This is a genomic window from Roseibium algicola (assembly GCF_001999245.1).
GTDB lineage: Bacteria > Pseudomonadota > Alphaproteobacteria > Rhizobiales > Stappiaceae > Roseibium > Roseibium algicola.
The window spans coordinates 59023-81370 of sequence record NZ_CP019630.1; the positions used below are offsets into that span (position 1 = coordinate 59023).

Annotated in this window: 19 protein-coding genes; 9 read left to right on the forward strand and 10 right to left on the reverse strand. The window is 58.4% G+C overall.

Features of this window, described 5'->3' with window-relative positions; all coding sequences use genetic code 11:
• Positions 1–6 precede the first annotated feature (6 nt).
• Positions 7–1320 (forward strand): DNA polymerase IV, encoded by a 1314-nt coding sequence (locus tag B0E33_RS00270; protein WP_075281596.1) that lies wholly within the window; start codon positions 7–9, stop codon positions 1318–1320.
• Between the two features lie 42 nt (positions 1321–1362).
• Here B0E33_RS00270 and B0E33_RS00275 read toward each other — a convergent pair whose 3' ends face one another.
• Positions 1363–2235, reverse strand: coding sequence for a cell envelope integrity EipB family protein (locus B0E33_RS00275; RefSeq protein WP_208997737.1), 873 nt, complete (start codon positions 2233–2235; stop codon positions 1363–1365).
• A gap of 276 nt (positions 2236–2511) precedes the next feature.
• Between B0E33_RS00275 and B0E33_RS00280 the strand changes: the two genes are divergently transcribed.
• From B0E33_RS00280 to B0E33_RS00290, 3 genes are all read left to right on the forward strand, one after another.
• Entirely contained in the window at positions 2512–2979 is a 468-nt protein-coding gene (locus B0E33_RS00280; RefSeq protein ID WP_023004042.1) for a RidA family protein, read from the forward strand.
• 87 nt (positions 2980–3066) lie between these two features.
• Positions 3067–3846, forward strand: a complete 780-nt coding sequence (locus tag B0E33_RS00285) for a glycerophosphodiester phosphodiesterase family protein (RefSeq protein ID WP_023004041.1) — start codon at positions 3067–3069, stop codon at positions 3844–3846.
• Between the two features lie 91 nt (positions 3847–3937).
• Entirely contained in the window at positions 3938–5263 is a 1326-nt protein-coding gene (locus B0E33_RS00290) for a GNAT family N-acetyltransferase (protein ID WP_206051399.1), read from the forward strand.
• 14 nt (positions 5264–5277) lie between these two features.
• Here the strand turns inward: B0E33_RS00290 and B0E33_RS00295 are convergent, their stop codons facing one another.
• The 3 genes from B0E33_RS00295 to B0E33_RS00305 all read right to left on the reverse strand — a co-directional run bounded on the left by B0E33_RS00295 (position 5278) and on the right by B0E33_RS00305 (position 7647).
• On the reverse strand, positions 5278–6132 hold the full coding sequence (locus B0E33_RS00295) for a GNAT family N-acetyltransferase (protein ID WP_077290074.1): 855 nt from the start codon (positions 6130–6132) through the stop codon (positions 5278–5280).
• A gap of 125 nt (positions 6133–6257) precedes the next feature.
• Positions 6258–6578, reverse strand: a complete 321-nt coding sequence (locus B0E33_RS00300) for an antibiotic biosynthesis monooxygenase family protein (protein ID WP_055653719.1) — start codon at positions 6576–6578, stop codon at positions 6258–6260.
• A 139-nt stretch (positions 6579–6717) separates the two neighbouring features.
• Positions 6718–7647 (reverse strand): LysR substrate-binding domain-containing protein, encoded by a 930-nt coding sequence (locus tag B0E33_RS00305; RefSeq protein WP_077290075.1) that lies wholly within the window; start codon positions 7645–7647, stop codon positions 6718–6720.
• 122 nt (positions 7648–7769) lie between these two features.
• On the opposite strand from B0E33_RS00305, the gene B0E33_RS00310 reads away from it, so the two are divergent.
• The 3 genes from B0E33_RS00310 (at position 7770) to B0E33_RS00320 (ending at position 9211) form a co-directional block, all read left to right on the forward strand.
• Positions 7770–7955, forward strand: a complete 186-nt coding sequence (locus B0E33_RS00310) for a YdcH family protein (protein WP_031270751.1) — start codon at positions 7770–7772, stop codon at positions 7953–7955.
• A 32-nt stretch (positions 7956–7987) separates the two neighbouring features.
• The gene (locus B0E33_RS00315; RefSeq protein WP_055653717.1) at positions 7988–8191 is read left to right on the forward strand and encodes a hypothetical protein; all 204 of its coding nucleotides are present in this window, start codon (positions 7988–7990) and stop codon (positions 8189–8191) included.
• 192 nt (positions 8192–8383) lie between these two features.
• Positions 8384–9211: a bifunctional allantoicase/(S)-ureidoglycine aminohydrolase gene (locus B0E33_RS00320; protein WP_077290076.1), complete on the forward strand. Its 828-nt coding sequence runs from the start codon at positions 8384–8386 to the stop codon at positions 9209–9211.
• 251 nt (positions 9212–9462) lie between these two features.
• Here B0E33_RS00320 and B0E33_RS00325 read toward each other — a convergent pair whose 3' ends face one another.
• The 4 genes from B0E33_RS00325 to B0E33_RS00340 all read right to left on the reverse strand — a co-directional run bounded on the left by B0E33_RS00325 (position 9463) and on the right by B0E33_RS00340 (position 16235).
• On the reverse strand, positions 9463–12567 hold the full coding sequence (locus tag B0E33_RS00325; RefSeq protein WP_077290077.1) for an efflux RND transporter permease subunit: 3105 nt from the start codon (positions 12565–12567) through the stop codon (positions 9463–9465).
• A gap of 33 nt (positions 12568–12600) precedes the next feature.
• Positions 12601–13695, reverse strand: a complete 1095-nt coding sequence (locus tag B0E33_RS00330) for an efflux RND transporter periplasmic adaptor subunit (RefSeq protein ID WP_077290078.1) — start codon at positions 13693–13695, stop codon at positions 12601–12603.
• A 13-nt stretch (positions 13696–13708) separates the two neighbouring features.
• Entirely contained in the window at positions 13709–14272 is a 564-nt protein-coding gene (locus B0E33_RS00335) for a TetR/AcrR family transcriptional regulator (protein ID WP_023004031.1), read from the reverse strand.
• A gap of 235 nt (positions 14273–14507) precedes the next feature.
• A complete protein-coding gene (locus B0E33_RS00340) occupies positions 14508–16235 on the reverse strand; it encodes an EAL domain-containing protein (RefSeq protein WP_023004030.1) in 1728 nt (575 codons plus the stop codon).
• Between the two features lie 77 nt (positions 16236–16312).
• Here B0E33_RS00340 and B0E33_RS00345 point away from each other — a divergent pair, with 77 nt between their 5' ends.
• Positions 16313–17212: a sugar kinase gene (locus tag B0E33_RS00345; protein WP_023004029.1), complete on the forward strand. Its 900-nt coding sequence runs from the start codon at positions 16313–16315 to the stop codon at positions 17210–17212.
• 177 nt (positions 17213–17389) lie between these two features.
• The gene (locus B0E33_RS00350; RefSeq protein ID WP_023004028.1) at positions 17390–18565 is read left to right on the forward strand and encodes an aq_1923 C-terminal domain; all 1176 of its coding nucleotides are present in this window, start codon (positions 17390–17392) and stop codon (positions 18563–18565) included.
• A 72-nt stretch (positions 18566–18637) separates the two neighbouring features.
• Here the strand turns inward: B0E33_RS00350 and B0E33_RS00355 are convergent, their stop codons facing one another.
• A complete protein-coding gene (locus B0E33_RS00355) occupies positions 18638–20425 on the reverse strand; it encodes an ABC transporter ATP-binding protein (RefSeq protein WP_077290079.1) in 1788 nt (595 codons plus the stop codon).
• Positions 20426–20545: 120 nt separating this feature from the next.
• On the reverse strand, positions 20546–22327 hold the full coding sequence (gene aspS, locus B0E33_RS00360; protein WP_077290080.1) for an aspartate--tRNA ligase: 1782 nt from the start codon (positions 22325–22327) through the stop codon (positions 20546–20548).
• Positions 22328–22348 lie beyond the last annotated feature (21 nt).

Here is a 22348-nt window from a genome sequence, read left to right on the forward strand (position 1 = left end):
AACGCCGTGTCCCAACCCGTTCCGCCCTTACGTGCCCTTTGCCGAGACTGCGGTGCACGCCTCGCCCCGTCGGCAGCCAGGTGTACCCGCTGCGGCAGCCCGAGGCTGGTCAAGCATCCGGAACTCGACACGCTGGCCATTGCCCACATTGATTGCGACGCCTTTTATGCTTCTATCGAAAAACGCGACAATCCGGAGCTGCAGGACCAGCCGGTAATCGTTGGCGGAGGTCAGCGCGGTGTGGTTTCCACATGCTGCTACATCGCCCGCATCTACGGTGTGCGGTCCGCAATGCCCATGTTCAAGGCGCTTGAGGCTTGCCCGCAAGCGATCGTGATCAAGCCTGACATGGCCAAATACGCGAGCGTCGGCAAGGAGATACGTGAACGCATGCGTGCGCTCACACCCCTGGTGGAGCCTTTGTCCATCGACGAAGCCTTTCTTGATCTGACGGGCACCGAACGCCTTCACAAGAAGTCTCCGGCGGAAACACTCGCCGGCTTCATACGCGACATGGAAGCCGATATCGGCATATCGGCGTCTGTCGGCCTTGCCCCCAACAAGTTTCTGGCAAAACTTGCGTCCGATCTCGAAAAGCCGCGTGGTTTCTCCGTCATCGGCGCAGCGGAAGCCGAAGACGTGCTGGCGGCCATGCCTGTGGGCCGCATCTGGGGTGTCGGCAAGGTGTTCCAGCAGAAACTGGAGAGGGACGGCATTCGGACAATCGGACAGCTGCAGGAAATGGAAGCGACGGATCTCGCTCGCCGATACGGCACCATCGGCCTGCGTCTGGCGCGTCTTTCGCATGGAGACGACAGCCGTGAAGTCACTCCTGAACGGGGTGCAAAAAGCGTTTCTGCGGAAACCACCTTCTTCACCGACATCTCGAGTTTCGATACCCTGCGCCCCATTCTCAGAAACCTGGCCGAGAAAGTGTCTGCGAGGCTCAAGAAGGCGGAACTCTCAGGGCGCGGTGTGACTTTGAAACTGAAAACCGCCGACTTCAAGACGATCACCCGCGCCAGGCATTTTTCCGATCCGACCCAATTGGCCGACAAGATCTACGCGGCGGGTGAAAATCTTCTTCAGATCGAAGCCGATGGCCGCCGTTTCCGGCTTATCGGCATAGGCGTCAGCGATCTGGAAAATGCGGACCGCGCCGATCCGAGAGACCTGCTCGACCAGTCAGCCGAACGACGGAAGAATGCGGAACTTGCCGTGGATCGGCTTCGGGACAAGTTCGGAACGTCAGCTGTCGAACTCGGCCTCACGCACGCAGCGCGCGCGGCGAAGGAAGCCAAGAAGCAGGGTGACAAGTAGTCCGCCTGTCACCCGATTATTTCAAGAAGCGGTCTTGCCCGGTTACTGCTGCGGGCACTCGGTCTCATCGTAAAGCTCCAGCGATGCCATCTTGCCTTGGATGGTGAAATCGCCGTAGTCGAGCTTCAGGTGTCCGCTGATGCCGTTTTCATACAGCCAGAATGACAGCTGATAGACCGGCAGAAGCTCTCCACTTGCGTCTTCGGCACTCGGGTCGAAGTAGGCGACGGTAACGGGCCAGTAGCCCTTGCCGGACAGCGGTGCATCCACGTGGTCAGCATCGGTTTTTGCGTCGTTGACGGCTTTGGCACCGATCACCGTCGTCGTGGCATAAACCTTTTCCCCGGTTTCGGCGCCGTCATAGATGTCGGCTGCAACAAAATGGACGCCCGCCTCGGCCGACTTCATGATCGTCAGAAGATGCTCCGTCGGAAACAGCACTTCCCGGCCAATCTCCAGCGATTTTTCCGAAGGTTCCTTCAGTTCGACAGTGCGTGCTTTCTTTCCGCTCCGTGCCGTTCCACGGGTCGCTTCGACCAGTTTCTGATCGACAAAGGTCTTGGAGAGGAACTGGTAGCTCTCGGCGCGTGGCTCTTCGAAGGAAGTCGTCTGCAGATCAGTGATCTGTGAACCACCGTCGGTATTCTGGAACTCGGTGACAAAGCGGAAGTTTACGCTGTAGCCCTCGCAGGCGCTTCCGGAGAAATCGTAGACCATGCGTCCGTTGAGGCCCGCGATCCCGGCTTGCTCCTCGCTGTCTCCCAGGTTCATGTCGTAAACGGCGCGATGGGGCACGAGTTTAAAGCCGACAGTGCCGCTCGCATCGGCGTCGGTCGCGCCAGACACCGCAAAAGCTGCGGTGGCCAAAACGATCGCACCAACGGTCGAGGACACGGACTTCGGAACGCATTGCATCAAAAAAACCTCATTCTCGTCCTGGTGGAAACGCCACCTGGACCGGTTCCACACATTATGCGGCAAACTGCACATTCCGCCACCGCGAATGTGCAGCCATGCCCCAAGCCCCACTGGCCTGTTATTTCACAAATCGTCCTTCTCAAGTGGTGACCGTGGCAATCGAAACCAAGCTCCTCCACAGTTTCCTTTTACCGTACACACCCCATTTTGACCTTGTCACCTGTGACGAATTACGCCAAGACACGCTGAAAGCTCTCAAACTTGGAGACCCCCATGAGCAGCGCGATCGAAGCCCGGCTGAACGAACTTGGCATCACCCTTCCGGAAGCGGCGGCACCCGCGGCCAACTACGTGCCTTTCCTGCAGACCGGCAATCAGCTGTTCGTTTCCGGCCAGTTGCCGATGGCAGGCGGCAAGCTTCAGATCTCCGGCAAGCTGGGTGACGGTCTGGGCATCGATGAAGGCAAGGCCGCTGCCAAGCTGTGCGCCATCAACCTGCTTGCTCAGGCTAAGGCTGCCACCGGAAATCTCGACAAGGTTGCCCGACTGGTGAAGATCGTCGGCTTCGTGAACTCCACGGCCGAATTCGTCGACCAGCCGCAGGTCATCAACGGCGCATCCGACTTCCTGGTAGAAGCGATGGGCGAAAAGGGCCGCCATGCGCGCTCCGCCGTCAGCGCCGCGTCCCTGCCCTTCGGTGCTGCTGTCGAGATCGAAGCGATTTTCGAAATCGAAGACTGACTACTTGCGGGGAGCCTGGCCTCCCCCACTCTCTTCCCGAAGCCACACCGGCCGGTGAGGCATTTTCCTTCCTGACGAGCCCCCGCCATGACACCGGAACTCGAAGCCATCTTCGCCCGCCCGATCGCCCATCGGGGTTATCACGATGCCGACAACGGCGTCATTGAGAACACGCCTACCGCAATTCAGCATGCGATCGACAAAAATTTCGCGATCGAGGTGGATGTTCAGGAAACGGCAGACGGCGAAGCTCTTGTGTTCCATGACTACACGCTGGAGCGCCTTGCGGAGGGAACCGGCAGGGTTATCGATCTGGCCGCATCCGAGCTCACCAGCATTCACATGAAGACCGGCACAGACAAGCTCTGGCTCCTGAAGGATCTGTTCGATCTTGTCGACGGCCGCGTCCCGCTGGTGGTCGAGATCAAGTCGTTGATGCGCCGTGATGCGCAAATGGACTTTGTCCGGCACGTGACGGACCAGGTGGCGGGCTATAAGGGCCCTGCATGCATCAAGTCATTCGATCCGGACATGTTGTCCATAGCAAAGGCACGCAACGCCTCGGTGCTGCGCGGTATCGTCGCCGACGGCGCCGAGCCCGGACCTGACTATGCCCGCTACAGCCGTGTCGACCGGTTCATCCTGCGCCATATCCTGCATGCACCGCGCACGCGCCCGCATTTCATTTCCTACGGTGTCAAGGACCTGCCAAAGGCCGGACCCAGTCTGCTGCGCTCTGTGTTCAAGGTGCCGCTGATGTCCTGGACGGTGAGGACCACCGAACAACGTGAAAAGGCTGATCGCTACGCAGACCAGATCGTTTTCGAGGGCTTTGATCCGGACAGGAGCGCAGCCCGTTCCCTTTAGAAATAACCATTACACGACATCAACCTCTTGCACTGCAAAATGCCAGCGCTACATCAAGAGTATGGTTTCAAACTTTGGTTTCTTCTGACGCATGACCTCCTCCCGGTCCACGGACGGCAACTCCCCGGCTACAGATGACGGCGGACAGACAGCGACCTTGCGAATCCTGTCTTCCTTGAAGGATGTCACTGCCTCCAACTGGGATCAGGTGGCCAATCCAGGCTGGCAGCTTTCCGGACGGGGGCTCTTGAAGAAAGACCCGAAATGCGAGGCGCTGGCCGAGCTTTCCGGGGCACTTGGCGGCAGTTCCGAATTTGCCGGTGAGGACATCGATTTCAACCCGTTTCTGTCCCACGCTTTTCTGGAGGCTCTGGAGGCTTCCGGATGTGCAACGGAAGCGACAGGCTGGCTGCCCAGACACATGGTGCTGGAAGATAGCGGCGGCGAGGTCCTCGGTGCCGTGCCGGCCTATCTCAAGAGCCATTCGCAAGGCGAATATGTGTTCGACCACGGTTGGGCCGACGCCTTCTACCGTGCAGGCGGTGACTATTATCCCAAACTTCAGATCAGCGTGCCCTTCACGCCGGCAACCGGACGCCGGTTTCTGACAGGTGCCGGCGTCAACCGTGAAGCGGGCCTGCAAGCGCTTGCCGCCGGTCTGGTACAGGTGTGTCAGCGCTCCGGGGCTTCATCCGTGCATGCCACTTTCCTGACCAAACCGGAATGGGACAGTCTGGGTGAACTAGGATATCTGCAGCGGACCGATCAGCAGTTTCACTGGGAAAACCACGGTTACGACAATTTCAACGGCTTTCTGGCAGATCTGGCGTCGCGCAAACGCAAGGCCGTCAAGAAAGAGCGGCGCGAAGCCCTGAGCGCAGAGGGCATTGAGGTGGAATGGGTCACCGGGTCCGATCTGACCGAGGCCCATTGGGACGCCTTCTACAAATTCTACATGGACACGGGTTCACGGAAGTGGGGCCGCCCCTATCTGAACAGAAAATTCTATTCGCTGATCAATGAGAGGCTGGCTGACCGCACCTTGCTGGTTCTTGCCAAACGGCATGGCCAATACATTGCCGGGGCCCTCAACTTCATCGGCTCGCACACCTTGTTCGGGCGCCATTGGGGCTGCACCGAGCACCATCCGTTCCTGCATTTCGAGCTCTGCTACTACCAGGCGATCGACTTTGCCATCGCCAACAAGTTGAAGCGCGTTGAAGCCGGCGCTCAAGGCGCCCACAAGCTGGCGCGCGGCTATCTGCCGACCACAACCTATTCCGCCCACTGGATCGCCCATGAAGGGCTACATCAGGCTGTCGCCGATTTTCTGGAACACGAACGCCTTGCCGTCGAACGCGAGAACGAGGCGCTGGCCGAACACGCACCATTCCGCAAGATCAACCAAGAGACCTGAACCTTGGTGTGCACTTAGCAATCAAGCCGCATTTCGTATTGTTGCAGCAGCTCTTCCGCACCTGACAGGCGCAGGAATGCGTTGGCGCTTTGCGCAGCGGTGTCGACGTTGACAAACCGAAGTTCGGATCCGCCCAGGGCCTCCATCAGCCCCTGCAACAAGGCTCGGCCAATGCCTTGGCGACGATGGTTCTTGTGAACGGCGATCTGCGCGACCGCGCCATCGGCAAAACTCGCCCCCCACCCCAGAATTTCATCGTCCTGACGAACAGCCAGAAGATGGATATCCGGGCTCAAACCACGAAGCCCGGCAATACTGTTCTGGGGGGTCGGCAAGGTATCGAAATAGGGGCCGGTATCATCGGGAAGATCGTTCAACCCGATCCGCTCCAGCACCCACTTTCCGACATGCGCCTTGAGCGCCTTGCTGTTCACGAGCCGAAAGACACCAAGTGTCCTTTCGCGGCGAAAGCCAAAGGCTTCATAAGCAGCAACCGCCTTTTCGTTTGTCGTGATGACCTCAAGCTGCAGACCTTTCGCGCCGGCCTCAAGCTGCTTTTCGATGACCGCTGCAAGAAGCTTTCTCGACAGGCCTTTGCGACGATGCGCAGGACTGGTCCCGACGGACAACGTATAGGCCCTGTCGCCATATCTGGAGTTTGGCAAGCTCGAAAGCCAGAAGGCTGCAATCTCTTCCCCTGCCATCGCCACGAAGGAATGCTCTGCCGAAAACCCGCGCTGGCGCTGAAACTCACGGAAATCCTTCTCGCTCAGATGCAGTGGCGTGACGTAATCCGAGAAAGCAGTGTTCAAGGCCTCGCACAGCTGGTCAGCACCAAACGAGCGGCAATCGACAATCTGGTAGGACATGGAAGTTTCCGAGAAATGCGGGAGGTCGCAAGGAACCTCCGGTCCCTGTTCCAGGAGCCCGGAGCAATGTGCAACGTCGGTCGTTCATGACCGGCGCCATCACGATTTCTGTCATGAAGGTGAGGTCAGTCGTAGGCGTCCACGACGTCGTACATCACCGGTTCGAAACTCTTGCACAATGAACTGATACGCCGGTTGCGCTCACGCATTTCCGGTGAACGCAACATGGCCAGGAAATCCTCCCGTCGCCGCCACTGCGAATAATTGGCGATACGGGTTTGAGCATCGTTGACATGCAGCCCGGCACCAATGAAGCCCGGCTGATGGCTAATGAAATTCTCGTAGGCGTCCTTCAGTTCGTCCAGAAGGTCGTAGCATGTGCCCGGTGTCATTTCGAAAGTGGTAATGACGGTCTGGCAATCGCGGTCGCTTGAAATTTCAGGCATGGGGCTCTCCTCCTCCGCCGGTACCTCCGAGGCTGGCACGTTTTTAGCGGACCGGCAATATGGGGAGGATTACGTGGCACGGTGGATCATCCATCCTGCTTTACGGCTTTACGCTTCCAATTACCTTTGTGAGCCTCTTTCAGGCCGGCTCGACCCCCTCAACTTTCATGCTGTTCACCGCCTGGAGCGCAAGGGACAGCAGGTTTTCGAAATGGGTGGTTCGGGAAGACCCGCATCGCCAGACGAGATGCATCGTCCGGCGCATCGGCAAGCCCTCGATCTTCTTCAACAGAAGATCCGGCTCCTTTCCGAACTCGGACGCAATGTAAGCGGCGGGAAAGAGAGCCAGCCCCATGCCGATCGAAGCCATCTGGCGCAAGGCATCAAGGCTTGTGCCTTCATAGTCCTGCCGGAAGTCCGCTCCCGCGGCATGTGCCAACGCCTGAACATCGTTGTGGAGGCGAAACCCCTGACCGAGTGCAAGCAGCTTCTCGCCGCGCAACATATCCACCGGGATCACTTCGACGCCAGCCAAGGGGTGCGACTTCGGCACGGCAAGTGAAACGCTTTCCCGGCACAGCACCTGTGCCGTCCACTGATCCGATGACGCAAAATCCGGTGTCAGAATGCAGTCGAGCGCACCGGACATCAGTCCCTCTTCCAGGAGATTGGGCCTGTCTTCGCGGATGTAGAGCTCGAGAAGTGGAAATTCACGTTTCAGGATTGGCAACAGGTAGGGCATGAAATACGGCCCGAATGTGGGCGAGACCCCAAGGCGGATCAGACCGCCGAGATTGGATTGCCCTGCCTGGGCGACAGTCACGATTTCGTCGAGATTTTCGAGGGTACGCCGTGCAAGCGGCAGCAGGCGCTCACCGGAGGCCGTCAGGCTGATCCCCCCACTGCCGCGCTCCAGCAAGGTGCAGCCAAGTTGCTCTTCAAGCAGCTTGAATTGCGCCGAAAGCGTCGGCTGCGAGACGTGGCAGCGAGAGGCAGCCCTGCCGAAGTGCAAGGTTTCTGCAAGTGCAACGAAATAGTCCAGCTGCCGTGACGATGGCCGGAACCGCATGTCGCCTCCCTGTATGATAGATAAATTCTATCAATTCAATCGAAACAATGTATTTCATCTATTCTCTCCTCGTATCCATATCAAGGGTGTCGAAGACACAGCCCACGAAAGAGGAGCAGGCGATGTACAACAGACTGAAGTCGCTGCGCAGCCAGCACAACACCCTGGATTCTCTGATCCGCAGAGAGGAAATGCACCCTTATCCGGATACGCAGCACATACGGTCGTTGAAGAAATTCAAGCTTCGGTTACGGGATGAGATTACCCGGATCGAGACCAACCTGAGCTCCTCTCAGCTGGTCTATTGACCGGCAACACAACGCCAATCGGGAGGTTTTGAATGAATCCGTTCCTGCCATTCTTTTCACCCTTTGCAGCCCTGCAGCGCACGCCTTCCAGACAGTCCCGCCTGAAGGATATCGATGCTCGCATGGCTTCGTTCCTGCGCGAGAAACAGACGTCGGGCGCCGCCTGCCCCAAGGTGCTCGACAACGTCAAGACCGCAAGGAGCACAGTCCAGCGCGAGATGGTCTCGGCACGTTAGAACCACGTCCCGAAAAGAGGACGGGTTCTCGGCCCCAACCGGATTTCCGCCATCCGGACCACGCTGACCATCCAGCTGGACATCCCGCCCGCAGGCCTCGCGGGCGGGTTTTCTTTTTCGTTGCCTTACCGTAAGCCGCGCTTTCTAATTCAGCTCGAAACAGTGTTTCGGCAACGGCTCAGGGAAACCCGCATGACCTCATCGCCCTACTACTCTCCAAGCGGCGGTCACCCGCCACAAACCCAGCTGCTGACCGACCGGGCCGTCTTCACGGAGGCTTATGCCGTCATCCCGAAGGGAACGATGCGTGACATCGTCACCAGTTATCTGCCGTTCTGGGAAAAGACCCGGCTTTGGGTGCTGTCACGCCCCCTCTCCGGATTTGCAGAGACCTTCTCCCAATACATCATGGAAGTGCAGCCGGGCGGCGGCAGCAAGAACCCGGAGCAGGACGCCGATGCAGAAGCCGTTCTCTTCGTGGTGCAAGGAAAACTGACACTGACAATCGAGGGGACTGTGCACGTACTGGAAGACGGTGGATACGCCTATCTACCGGCCGGTTGTGCCTGGACGGTCGAAAATTCGGCCGATGCTCCAGTCCGGTTTCACTGGATCCGAAAAGCCTATGAAGCAGTCGAGGGACTGGCTGCCCCGGATGCATTCGTAACGAACGAAAAACAGATCAAGCCGACCGAAATGCCGGGGACGGACGGCAAGTGGGCAACCACCCGTTTCGTCGCGCCGGAAGACCTGCGTCATGACATGCATGTGACCATCGTTACCTTTGAACCGGGTGCCGTTATCCCGTTTGCCGAAACCCATGTGATGGAGCACGGGCTTTACGTGCTGGAGGGCAAAGCCGTCTACAGGCTCAATCAGGACTGGGTCGAAGTTGAAGCCGGTGACTACATGTGGCTGCGCGCATTCTGCCCGCAAGCCTGTTACGCCGGCGGGCCAGGCAAGTTTCGCTATCTGCTCTACAAGGACGTCAACCGGCACATGAAACTCAGTCGTGGCTGAAAGGCAGACTGAGAAAATGAGTCCGGATACGTCGACAAGATATTGATATCACGAGACTAGATGCCTCTAGAGGCCATAGTGAAACCCGGAACTGCATTTCCGTGTTTCCTGCACTCCCTGGCGTAACGGGTTGGGTCCCGTGATCAAGCCATGGGGGGCCGGTGTTGGTTGGCGTTGGGATGTCATTTGAGAGAAAGACAAAAGGCGGCTCGAAGGCCGCCTTTCAAGTTTGTGAGTGAACGCGTTCGGGGTTACTTCGCCGGAACAGCATCCGCCGGAACTGACGGCTCCGCCTTCGTCTTGTTTTTCTTCGGCGGGCGAACCCGGAAGAACAGGGCATAGAGCACGGGTGCGGCAATCAGGGTCAGCACTGTAGCAAACGCCAGACCGCCCATGATCGTCACTGCCATGCCCCGGAAGAAGGCATCCGACAGGAGCGGTGCCATGCCGAGGATGGTAGTGATCGCCGCCAGCATCACCGGCCGCATACGCGAGACGCTTGCATCGACGATTGCCTGGTATTTGTCCCTGCCCTCGCCAATCAGAAGATCGATCTCTTCCAGAAGCACGATGGCATTCTTGATCAGCATGCCGGAAAGCGACAGGAAGCCAAGCAGCGACATGAAGCCGAAGGCTGTGTCCGTGGCGAGCAAGGCAATGGCAACACCATTGATCGACATGGGCACCATCAGCCAGATGATCAGTGGCTGCCGCACGGAGCCGAACAACAGGATCGAGATGATCAGCATGACCAGGAACCCAAGCGGCAACTGCGCACCCAGAGATTCCTGCGCATCGTTGGTGCTTTCATATTCACCGCCCCACTCCAGCGCATAGCCCGGCGGCAGCTCAATTGCCTCGATTTGCGGACGGACCCTTGCAAGAGCAGCAGTCGCGGTTTCGCCCGCAGTCGTCTCAGCCTTCACCGTAAGCGTGCGCACGCGATCACGGCGATGGATGAGCGTATCCTGAGGCTCCATCACGAATTCCCGCACAACCTGCTCGATTGGCACATAGCGGCGTTCATTGCTGCTCAGGACCAAAGAGTCCGACACGCTCTCGTTGACGGAGATGCCGTTCTGTTCGGCCTTGCGGGCGACAATCGGAATGCTCTCGTCGACATCTCGGTAGGAGCCGACACGAATGCCTTCGGTCGAAAACTGCAGGGCGACCGACAGCTCCTCGCGGGTCACACCGGAAATACGGGCACGGTCTTCATCGAAGATCGGCCGCACGACAAGTTCGCGCTGGCGCCAGTTCGTGTTGACGTCTGCAAGCTTGTTGTCAGGCATCGCGAAGATCGCCTGCGCCTCGTTGCCGAGCCGCTTGAGCTCATCCGCATCCGGACCGGAGAACCGTGCCTCGATCTTGGCACCGCCACCGGGACCGAACACCAGGCGCTTGGTGATGATCTGAGCAGACGGGAAACGTTCGGCGAACTGCTCCCTCAACTCAAGCGCCAGCATGTCGATCTCTTCACGATCATGCGTCCGGATGATCATGTGGCCATAGGCCGGGTTGGCGTCTTCCGGTGCGTAGGTCAGCATGAAACGCGTTGCACCACCGCCCGCAAAGCTTGTGACGGTTGCGACCCGCTCATCCGAAAGGACGATTTTCTCCATCTCCTTCAGGTCCGCCTCGGTCGACCGGATATCGGTTCCCTGGGGTGACCAGTAATGGACATAGAAGATCGGTGTGTTGCTGTCCGGAAAGAAGGCCTGCTTCACGTTGCCGAAGGCCATGACACAGACAACCGTTATCCCGACAAGGGCGGCAACGGTCAGCAGCCGGACATGCAGGGAACCGATCAGAATCCCGCGATAGGCCTTGTAGAGAATGCCCTTGTAAGGATCATGATCGTCCAGATTGCCGGTGGCGGTTCTGAAGAAGTACTTGCCGAACAGCGGGGTCACAGTGATCGCGAAGACCCACGACAACAGCAGCGATATCCCGATCACGGCAAACAACGAGAACAGAAACTCACCGGTAGCATCCGGCGACAGGCCGATGCCGGAAAATGCCATGATGCCGATGACAGTTGCCCCCAGCAACGGCCACATGGTCTGAGCGACGACGCGGCTGGCCGCCTCAATCGCCTTCTGGCCACGCTGCATGTTGATCATCATGCCTTCCGCCACCACGATGGCGTTGTCCACCAGCATGCCCATGGCAATGATAAGCGCACCGAGCGAGATGCGCTCCATCTCGATAGCGAAGATGCGCATGAACAGAACGGTGGCCATCACGGTCAACAGAAGCACAGTGCCAACCACGATTGCCGCGCGCCACCCCATGAACAGCGCCAGAACACCGATCACGATCACGACGGAGGCCGCAAGGTTCATGATGAAGCCGTTTACGGATTCATCGACCACGATATTCTGCTCGTAGATGGGATGGATCTGCATGCCGACCGGCAATTGCGCTTCGACGGCGGCAAGCTTCTCGATCACCCGTTCGCCGACTTCGACAATATTGGTGCCATCGACCTGAGACACGCCAATCGTCACTGCCGCGTGGCCATCATGGCGTATCAACCTGTCCGGCTTCTCCGGCTCGCCCAACTCCAGCGTCGCGATGTCGGACAGGCGGATCATTGCCGTCGACCCTGCCCTGCCGATGACGAGATCCTGAATGCCGCGGAAGTCGTCAAAGGCGGAAGCCGTCATGAGGCGAATGCGTTTGTCACCTGAAACACCCGACCCGTTGGTCTGAATACGGTTTTCCGCATCCAGCACACCGATCACATCGGTGAAGGTGATGCCGAGCCCGGCCATCTTGTCCTGATTGACATTCAGGTAGATGACATCCTGCGGTTCGCCGGCAACTTCCACCTTGCCGACCCCGGGAACCGTCAGGAGTTCGCGCCGGATACGCTTGACCGTGTCGCGAATGTCCCGGTTGGTATAACCGTCAGCAGTGAAGGCGTAGAAAAGGCCATAAACATCGCCGAAATCGTCATAGACCAGCGGCGTTCCCGCCCCTGTCGGCAGGTTCCGGACCTCGTCATTGACCTTGCGCCGCAATTCGTCCCAGACCTGAGGTAATTCCTCGCCGTCGTAGGTTGGCTTGATTTCGACGCTGATGCGCGACAAGCCGGGCTCCGACACGGATGTGATCAGATCCAATTGCGGCATCTGCTGGATAGCCGTTTCAAGGTTTTCGGTAATTTCGTTTTCGACTTCAGCCGCAGTTGCGCCTGGATAGCTGGTGATCACCTGAGCCTGTTTGATGGTGAACGCAGGATCTTCCAGCCGCCCCACAGTGGACAGGCCCCAGAGCCCGCCCAGAAGCGACATGATCACGATCATCCAGGTGTTGACCGGCTTTTGAATGGAGTAGCGTGCAATATCCAAGGTTTCTGATCCTCTTGCCTGTCCGGAACCGGATCAGTTCAAACGCCGTACGACCTGGCCGTCGCTGAGATAGGCGACGCCGGCGGAAACGATGTCATCGCCTTTTTCCAGGCCGGAGCGGACCGGAATGAAGTCGCCCATGACCGTGCCGATTTCGACCGGGTTCTTGGACACGGCGCCCGTGTCGGCATCGAATTTCCAGACGTAGGCGCTGCCATCACCGTCGACGGCAATTGCACTTGAGGGCACCAGGAACTGTTCTCCCAGTTCCAGACCTTCCGGCAGAAACTTCACGGTGACAGAAGCCGTCATGCCGGGTGACAGCTGCTCTGCGCCGTCGCGAGGCATGGCAAGGGTGATACGATAGGTTTGCGCCACATCGTCGACCTGGCTGGAATGCTCGCGGTAGGTCAGCGGAAACAGCTTGTCGCCATAGGCCGGGAACCTTGCCTCGATCGAGGCCACTTCAGACTCGGATACCCGTCCGAACAGCGCCTCGGCAACGTTGATGTCCACCTGCACTTCCGACACATCGTGAAGCCGCACAACCGGTGTTCCGACACTGACCGTGGTGAAATTGTCGACCAGTCGTACAGAGACGATCCCGTCGAAAGGTGCTTTCAACGTGGTGTATTCGAGGTTCTGCTTGGCTTCCTTCAACGTCTCAAGCGCAAGGTCGTGCTTGTTCTTCTGTTCGTCGTAGGCGGACTGCGAGATCACGGAGCGTTCGCGCAGGGTTTCCAGCCGGTCGAGTTCCCTCTTTGCCTGCTCGGCATTGATCGTCGCCTCGCGGACGGCACGGTCGTAGTCAGTCGTGTCCAGCGTGGCGATCAGGTCGCCCTCTTTCACGCGCTGGCTTTCTAGAACCGGAAGCGCCACAAGCTTGCCCGGCACCTGAAAGGACAGGTCGACGGTCTTTACCGCCGCAACCCGGCCCGCGAACCGCCGCTCCAGCAGACCTATCTGGTCTGTCACCGTAAAGATCTTCGCAGGTCTCGGCGCGGCGTGAAGCTTTGCTTCTGCTTCGGAAACCGGATCAACTGCGTCTTCCTGGCAGGCCGCGAGTATCCCCGCAGCAAACAGGAGGGCGACCCAACGGCGGATTGGGGCTTTGTGAAGTGCCAGCATTTGGTCTTCCGTTCTAGTCTTGGAGTTGGGTCAGACGCTTGCGCAGTTCCTGAAAAACCAGCGCGCGTTCTTCATCTGTGAAAATCGTGACGCAATGCGCCTCGGAGAAATGCAGACCTTCCAGGCACGCCCAGATTGCCCAGGCTTTGCCGCGGTCGGAAAGTTCGGCTTCGATGGCCGCCTTCATACGGGATTTCACGCCCATGAAGGGTTCACTCAGGTCGGGACGGTCTGCTTTCGTGGCCAGCATGGCCTGCGCAAGATCCCGCTGCTCACTCAGCCAGCCTTCGGTGACTTCGATCATGGCGCTCAAGGTCGGGCATTCGGAAGAAAGGTTCCGCTCCCGCGCAGCGGACACTTCGGCTTCGAACTGGCCCGCAAGGAATTCCACCATGCCTGTAATCAGCGCGTCCTTGGTGGGAAAGTTGTAGAGCACCCCACCCTTCGAAAAGCCGCTTTCCTCGGCCACGGCATCCATGGTGAGGCTTTGCGCTCCCGAGCGTCTCACGACTTCGAGTGCAGCCTTCAGTATTTCCGATTTCGATTCATGCGAGTTGCGTGTCGAACGCGCGGCCATTTCTATACCGTCCAGTCAGTACAGTTTCGCGCTATTTATACCGTCCAGCCGGTACAGACAAGAGGGCACACTGGCATAAGTTCGCCAGCTTTTTCATCCTGCTCACACTCAAAGTGCGTCCAGGCAGCCGGACACTCCAAAAACTGGCACGGGCAAGAGCCTGTCCCAACCGACAGAACCTGATTTTTTTCGAGATCGATCCAGGTAAAAAACAAGAGCCAGCCGGAAGGCAGGATCAGGCTGCAGCGTTCTTGCGCATTGCAGCTTCGTTTGCCGCCTGTTCTGCGGCGGCAGCTTCCGCTGCAAGCCGCGAACGCTCATTGGCTTCTTCATCGGTACGTTCTGCGAAGGCGATGAATTCATCGGCCGGCATGGGGGCTGCGAAGAAGTACCCTTGGGCAGCGGTAACGCCAAGTTCAAGCAACCGGTCGATCTGCTCCTCCATCTCGACACCTTCGGCAATGATGCCCATGCCCAGATTGTCAGCCAGTTCAACCATGGAATCGACAATGGTCGTCGAGTTGTCGTCCGACCCGATGGTATCGATGAACATCTTGTCGATCTTGATGATATCGACGCCCAGTTTCTGCAGGTAAGCCATGCCGCCGTGGCCGGTGCCAACGTCGTCCAGCGCCACACGTACACCCAGGGCCTGCAGTTCCGCGATGATCTTGCGGGCGAGTTCCATATCTTCCAGCGGATGGCGTTCGGTCACTTCCACGACGATCTGCTGGAAGGAAATCCGGGACTTTTCGAAGATCGAACGGATGTCGGAAATGATTTCGCGATCCAGGAAGTGCCCCGCGAAAAGGTTGATCGACAGCTTCAGGTCCGGATTGTCGCCATAAAGATCGCCGATTTCCTCCGACGATACGCGCATCATGTGGCGGGTCATGTCGAAGATATGGCCGTTGTTTTCGGCATAAGCCATGAACTGGCCCGGTGAAACAATCATGCCGTTTGGACGGCGCCAGCGCATCAGGATTTCGCAGCCGCGCAACCGGCCACTCTCGATGTCCATGACAGGCTGATAATAGGGAATGAATTCGCCATTGCGGATCGCGGCGATGAATTCGTCGTCGGCCTCCCGCTCCGGACGCCAAGACAACCAGACGCCGATGGCAACGAACAGAAGTGCAATGCCGGCACAGGCGGCGGCCGCAACAACCTTCAGATCCTGCACGACATTGCCGGCGGCCGAAATCGGTGCGGTGATCGTCGCGACCAGCGGATAAAGCTGCGAGGAGACCTCGACAGACAGGATTTGCGAAGGATCGGTCGCCTCGGAGTTATAACCGCCGATACTGTACCAGAGAAGATTGTTGCCGAGGCGCAGTTCGGCTCTGCGATAGGAGCGCAGATATTCCGGGCCGGGATCGATGGCAATGACGGCGGGCGTAACTTCCGCGAACAGACGGGTCTGGTCCTTGAGATCCCAGCTGATTACCGCTGCGCGAGCCCCGAGGTAGTTGCGGTCCAGCATGCCGATACCGACCAGCGGGCCGTCTTCGCGCATCGGAGGAAGAACGACCTTCCCGGCCAGATCTCGATCCGGAATGATGCACATGCGTTGACCGGCCGCGTCCGCCAGCCCGATGGCGTCAATCATGCCGTGCTCTACGATCTGTTTTTCGTAGATACCCCGGTCTTCGGCGCTACAGGTTTGCACGTCGTCACGGTCCAGTCGCTGCAGCAGCGAGACGGTCGTGGAAATTGCCTCTTCGGCGCGATGGATAGCCACATTTCCCATGGCTTCCATTTCGACGACAGCGCGGCGTTCCGCATATTGGTTGAGGATGACATTGATCGCAAAAAGCGGAGCAGTCGCCAGCGCAAGGGCGATCAGCACCGTTTTTACAAAACCAACATAGCGGAAAGACAAGTCGCAGGCCTGTTCGTGAATAAACTCTTTCTGACCATGGCTGATCTGGGTAAACAAGGACTGAAGATTCAGCAGTTTCATTCAGATCAAAGCGACCTGCCTCATTGCCGTGTTAGCTGCAGGACAGACGAGAAAAAGCCGGACTTCGGGAGGGGTACATGCAGGCATTGTTTATTGGACAAGCCTATATCGACGTTACGTTTTTGACCGACCAGCTGCCGACGGGCGACGAAAAGACAATTGCCCGGGATTACGCGATCAGTTTCGGCGGCAATGCCGTAACAGCAGCGTTCTGCTGCGCCAAACTGGGTGGCAAGCCGGAACTGTTATGTTCGCAGGCGGATGACTGGCTGGCGCGGATGTTCCTGGACATGGCCGCGGCCTACGGCATTTCCATTCACGGGCGCAAGGTGCGCGAGAGTTCGCTCTCCTTCATCATGCCGAAGGGAGGCAAGCGTGCCATCGTGCGCTGCCGCGACAACGAATTCCTGCATCCTTTCCCTCCCCTCACGCTTACCGGCATGAAGGCATTGCATCTGGATGGCCACATGCCGGATGCAGCCCTCCACTATGCGACCACATGCAAGAACCTCGGTATTCTGACGTCTCTCGACGGAGGTGCGGTGCGCGAGAACACGGACGAGCTTTTGAACCAGATCGACATTGCGGTCGTTTCCGAACGGTTCTGCCAACAGCTTGGCATGTCGACCGGCGAGACCCTGGCGTATTTGCGTACCAAGAACTGCCCTGTCGGCGCTGTCACGCTCGGCGACGAAGGCATGGTCTGGTACGAAGCCGGCGGTCCGGACAAGGTTATGCCGGCCTTGAATGTACCCTTGTCGAAAGTGGTCGATTCCAATGGGGCCGGCGATGTGTTTCACGGCGCCTATGTTGCATCCTACCTGCAATGGCCGGAAAGAAGCTGGGATCAACACTTCCGCTTTGCACGTGGTGCCTCGACCCATGCGATCCAGCACCTGGGCAACGAAGCCAGCCTGCCGACACTGGAAGACATCGAACGCGCCAACAGCACCTTCCTGGAAAAGGCAGCTGCCTGACACAATCAGCCCCGGTAAAGCACTGGCTACAAGGCCTTCGCGTTTCAACCGGGGAAAGTGTGACGCAGGACATATTTTGTTCGAATAAGCCCGGCTATTGCTTCAACCGGCTTTCGCCTTGCCACACTGTGGAACTTACCCCAGAGTGGGATCACCTCTATTTCGTGGAGATTTTCAATGATGTTTTCCCGTTCGCCCCGGATCGCAGCCGGTCTGACAGCCGCTGTCAGTCTGCTCGCTCTACAAGCCTCTCCGGCTCTTGCCTTCGATCCGTCCGGGAACGAGATTGCCGATGCGTTCCTGTCGCTGCTGGACGCTGAAAAAGGCACCGTCGAGAGCTACGGTTCGGTTGACGAAGCAGGTGGCGCCGTCACGCTCAGCGACATCGTCATCAGCAAGGAAGACGAGGAAGGCGCCAGCGTCACCATCGCTTCCACCGTCCTGACAGGCGGCGAAATCCAGGCTGACGGCCGGCTCAAACTGGCAAGTCTCGACATGAGCAACCTTCAGCTCACGGCGGAGGACGGCGGCATGTCGCTGGCAGACCTCAAGGTTACGGAACTTCTCCTGCCCACACCGGAAGAAGCTGCGTCCGATACGCCGCCGGTAGGGCCCGGCTACAAGACGTTTGAAGCCAACAGCATCCAGATCCGCGATGAAGACAACCAGATTGCCGACATCGTAAAAATCTCCTCTTCGATCGATGCCATGGACGGCGATCTTCCGACGGCCGGCAGTTTCGCCGTGACCGGCGCCACGATTGATGTGAAGGAACTGGAATCGAAGGAAACCAAGTCGCTCACGGATCTCGGTTATGAAACCCTGACTGTTGATGTTGCCGGGTCAGGCAAATGGGATCCGGAAGCAGCCACGCTTGTGGTGCCGGAACTCAAGATCGATGCCAAGGAAGCCGCCAGCCTGTCGCTTTCCTTCTCCATGGGCGGGGTTACCCGCGAAGTGGTCACCCAGCTCAACGAAAAGTCGGAGAAGCCGGAAGAAGCGATGGCGCTTCTGCAGAACGTGACCATCGAAAATGCCAAGATCCGGCTGGACGACGCCTCTTTGACCGGACGCGTTCTGGATCAGGAATCGAAAAAGGCCGGTGTTGACACGCCGACCTATGTAGCTGGCCTCACCGGCACCCTGCCGATGATGCTTGGCATGCTGCAGAACAAGGAACTGGAAGGCAAGGTCGCTCAGGCTGTGACCCAGTTCCTGAACACCCCAGGTTCGCTGGAACTGACGGCGGCACCTGGTGCACCGGTTCCCCTGTCCCAGATCATGGGAACGGCGATGTTCGCGCCCCAGATGATCCCGCAGATCCTTTCGGTCGGCATCACCGCCAACCAGTAACTCTGCCTTCAAACAGCAAAAAGCCCGGACCTTGTCCGGGCTTTTCTTGTTTGTGCGTTCAAGAATGTAGGTTTACTCGGCTGCCTCGTTCCGGCTCTGGAACTGCAGTTCGCACAGGCGCCGATATATGCCGTCATGCTCGAACAATTCGTCATGCGTGCCGCTTTCAAGGACGCGCCCCCTGTCCAGAACGAGTATCTTGTGCGCGTGGCGAACCGTGCTGAGCCGGTGGGCGATCACAAGCGTTGTGCGGCCTTCCATCAGTGTTTCGAGCGCGGATTGGATCTTGGCCTCGGATTCAGCGTCGAGAGCGGAGGTCGCCTCGTCCAGCAACAGGATCGGCGCATCAAGCAGCATGGCGCGCGCGATGGCAACTCGCTGACGCTGACCGCCGGACAACCGGCCGCCACCGTCGCCTGCCAACGTGTTGTAGCCTTCAGGCAATTCGAGGATGAAGTCATGGGCGTTTGCCGCCTTTGCCGCCGCCTCGATCTCTTCCTGCGTCGCATCGGGCCTGCCGATTGCGATGTTGTCGCGGATGCTGATGTTGAAGAGGTAGGAGTCCTGACTGACGTAGGCAATGTTACGGCGCAGGGAACCCATCGTCACCGATTTGATCGGCTGACCGTCAACGGAGATCGTACCTTGCTGCGGATCGTAGAAACGCTCGATCAAGGCAAAGACCGTTGATTTCCCGGCGCCGGATGCACCAACCAGTGCCGTTGTCTTGCCGCCCTCAGCCGTCAAGGTCAGCCCGTTCAGGGCAGCACCTTCGCCATAGGAGAACTTGACGTCCTTCAGTTCGATCTGCCCGCTATCAACCTTGAGGTCCGGTGCATTTTCGACCTGCTCCAGGTCCGGCTGCTCGTCGATCAATTCGTACATCAGACGAACCCCGACCAGTGCCTTGCTGAGATTGACATTCAGGCGGGCCAGACGGCGCGCCGGATCATACGCAAGCAACAGGGCGGTGATGAATGCGAAAAACGCGCCGGGATCCTTGCCCAGTTCCACCACCGAATATCCACCGTAGAAGATAACCAGTGCAATCGCGAACCCGCCGAGGGATTCCATCAGCGGGGATGTCCGCGCCGTTAGCGCCGCAATCTTGTTGGACTGGCGTTCGACTTCAGAGACGGATGTCGCCATCCGCTGCTGCATCGTCTGCTCCATTCGGAATGCCTTGACGATGCGAATACCCAGCACGGTTTCCTGCAGGGTCGAGCCGATCTTGGCGTTCGAAACCACCTGCCGCTTGGCGTAGGTCTTCACCCGCTTGACCAGAAAACTGACACCGACGACGATCGGCGGCATGATCACCAGTGCGAGCAGGCTCATCAGGGGATCCTGGACAATCATCACGCCGACGAGACCGATCAGGGTCAGAATATCCCGGCCAAGGCTGAGCACGATCATGTCGATGACCGAACGGGCACTGCCCGCACCCGTGTTCACGCGAATGCCCAGTTCCGGCAGGGACATCCGGTCGTAATAGGCCTGGTCCTGCATGGTCAGCCGCTTGAACAAGCGGTTCTGAAGGTCGGCAACAATCGCATTGCCTACCCTTGAGAGAACAACCATCTGACCGTAGGTCGAAGCGCCCTTGAGGGTGAAGATGCAGATGACCGCTCCGGCGATGACATAGATCATCGCCTTGTCGCGGTTGATGAACACCTCGTTGATGACATCCTTCATGATCCAGGCACTTGCGGCGGTCGTCGCCGCTACCATGCCCATGAAAACGAAGGCCACCATGTAGCGTGGTATGTAGGCCCGGAGATTTTCGCTCAACAGGCGCTTGATGACTTGGACCGTGCCATCCGGATCGTTCCAGATCTCCCATTTTGCAGGGTTGAGCACTGTAAGCCGCCTTTCCAAAAACTCGCTAAGCTTAGCATGACTGAGGCCGGCTAGGCCGGCCTCAAGCCTCTGTTGCAGAGGGTTATCCCTATTTAACGGTTACCCGCAAGTAGGTTGTTATCAGGCGTCCGGCAAGTTCAGACGCAAATGCAGATCGCGAAGCTGAGCCGATGTCGCTTCGCTCGGTGCGCCCATCATCAGGTCTTCCGCCTTCTGGTTCATCGGGAAGAGCATGACTTCACGGATGTTGGCTTCATCAGCCATCAGCATGACCATGCGGTCGATGCCGGCCGCGCAGCCGCCGTGCGGAGGAGCGCCATACTGGAATGCATTGACCATGCCGCCGAAGCGCTTGTCGACTTCCTCAGCCGGATAGCCGGCAATTTCGAAAGCCTTGTACATGATCTCCGGCTTGTGGTTCCGGATCGCGCCGGAAACCAGCTCGTGACCGTTGCAGGCCAGATCGTACTGATAACCGCGAACCTCCAGAGGATCGCCTTCCAAAGCTTCCATTCCGCCCTGAGGCATGGAGAACGGGTTGTGTTCGAAATCGATCTCGCCGGTTTCCTCGTCGCGCTCGTAGATCGGGAAATCCACGATCCAGGCAAATTCGAACCGGTCCTTGTCGGTATGGCCGAGCTCTTCGCCGATGATGACACGGGCCTTGCCTGCGACCGGCTCGAACTGCTTCGGCTTGCCGCCGAGGAAGAAGGCCGCATCACCGACGTCGAGACCCAGCTGGGTGCGGATCGCTTCGGTGCGTTCCGGACCAATGTTCTTGGCCAGCGGACCGGCAGCTTCCATGGAACCGTCTTCAGCCTTGCGCCAGAAGATGTAGCCCATACCCGGCAGGCCCTGCTCCTGGGCGAACTTGTTCATGCGGTCGCAGAACTTGCGGCTTCCGCCCTTCGGTGCCGGGATAGCGCGGATCTCGGTGCCCGGCTGCTCCAGTAGCTTGGCAAAGATTGCAAAACCGGATCCTGCAAAATGCTCGGAGACGATTTCCATCTTGATCGGGTTTCTGAGGTCCGGCTTGTCGGTGCCGTACCAGAGCGCTGAATCCTTGTAGGAAATCTGCGGCCAGTTGCGGTTGACCGGACGGCCGTTGCCGAAACGCTCGAAGCAGCCTGCAATCACTGGCTCGATGGTATCGAACACGTCCTGCTGGGTGACGAAGGACATTTCCATGTCGAGCTGGTAGAAGTCGGTCGGTGAACGATCGGCACGCGGGTCTTCATCGCGGAAACACGGCGCGATCTGGAAGTACTTGTCGAAGCCGGAGACCATCAGCAGCTGCTTGAACTGCTGCGGTGCCTGCGGCAGGGCGTAGAACTTGCCGGGGTGCAGACGAGAGGGAACCAGGAAGTCACGCGCGCCCTCAGGGGAAGAGGCCGTGATGATCGGCGTCTGGAATTCGTTGAAGCCGATGTTCCACATGCGGTCACGCAGATCGCGCACCACATTGGAGCGCAGGATCATGTTCTGGTGCAGCTTCTCGCGGCGCAGATCCAGGAAACGGTACTTCAGACGAACTTCTTCCGGATAGTCCAGATCACCGAAGACCGGCAGCGGCAGTTCCTTCGCCGCACCCAGGATTTCCATCTCGCGGATGAAGACTTCAATGTCACCGGTCGGAAGTTCGGCGTTGATGGTTTCGTCGGTGCGCTTCTTCACGTTGCCGTCGATGCGGATACACCATTCGGAGCGCACGGATTCGGCCAGTTTGAAGGCCGCAGAGTCGGGGTCGACCACGCATTGTGTGACACCGTAATGATCGCGCAGATCGATGAACAGCACCCCGCCATGATCGCGGACCCTGTGGACCCAGCCGGAAAGACGGATAGTCTGGCCTTCGTCGGACAGACGGAGGTCACCGCATGTGTGACTACGGTAGGGGTGCATTCTAATTCCTCGACATTTTTC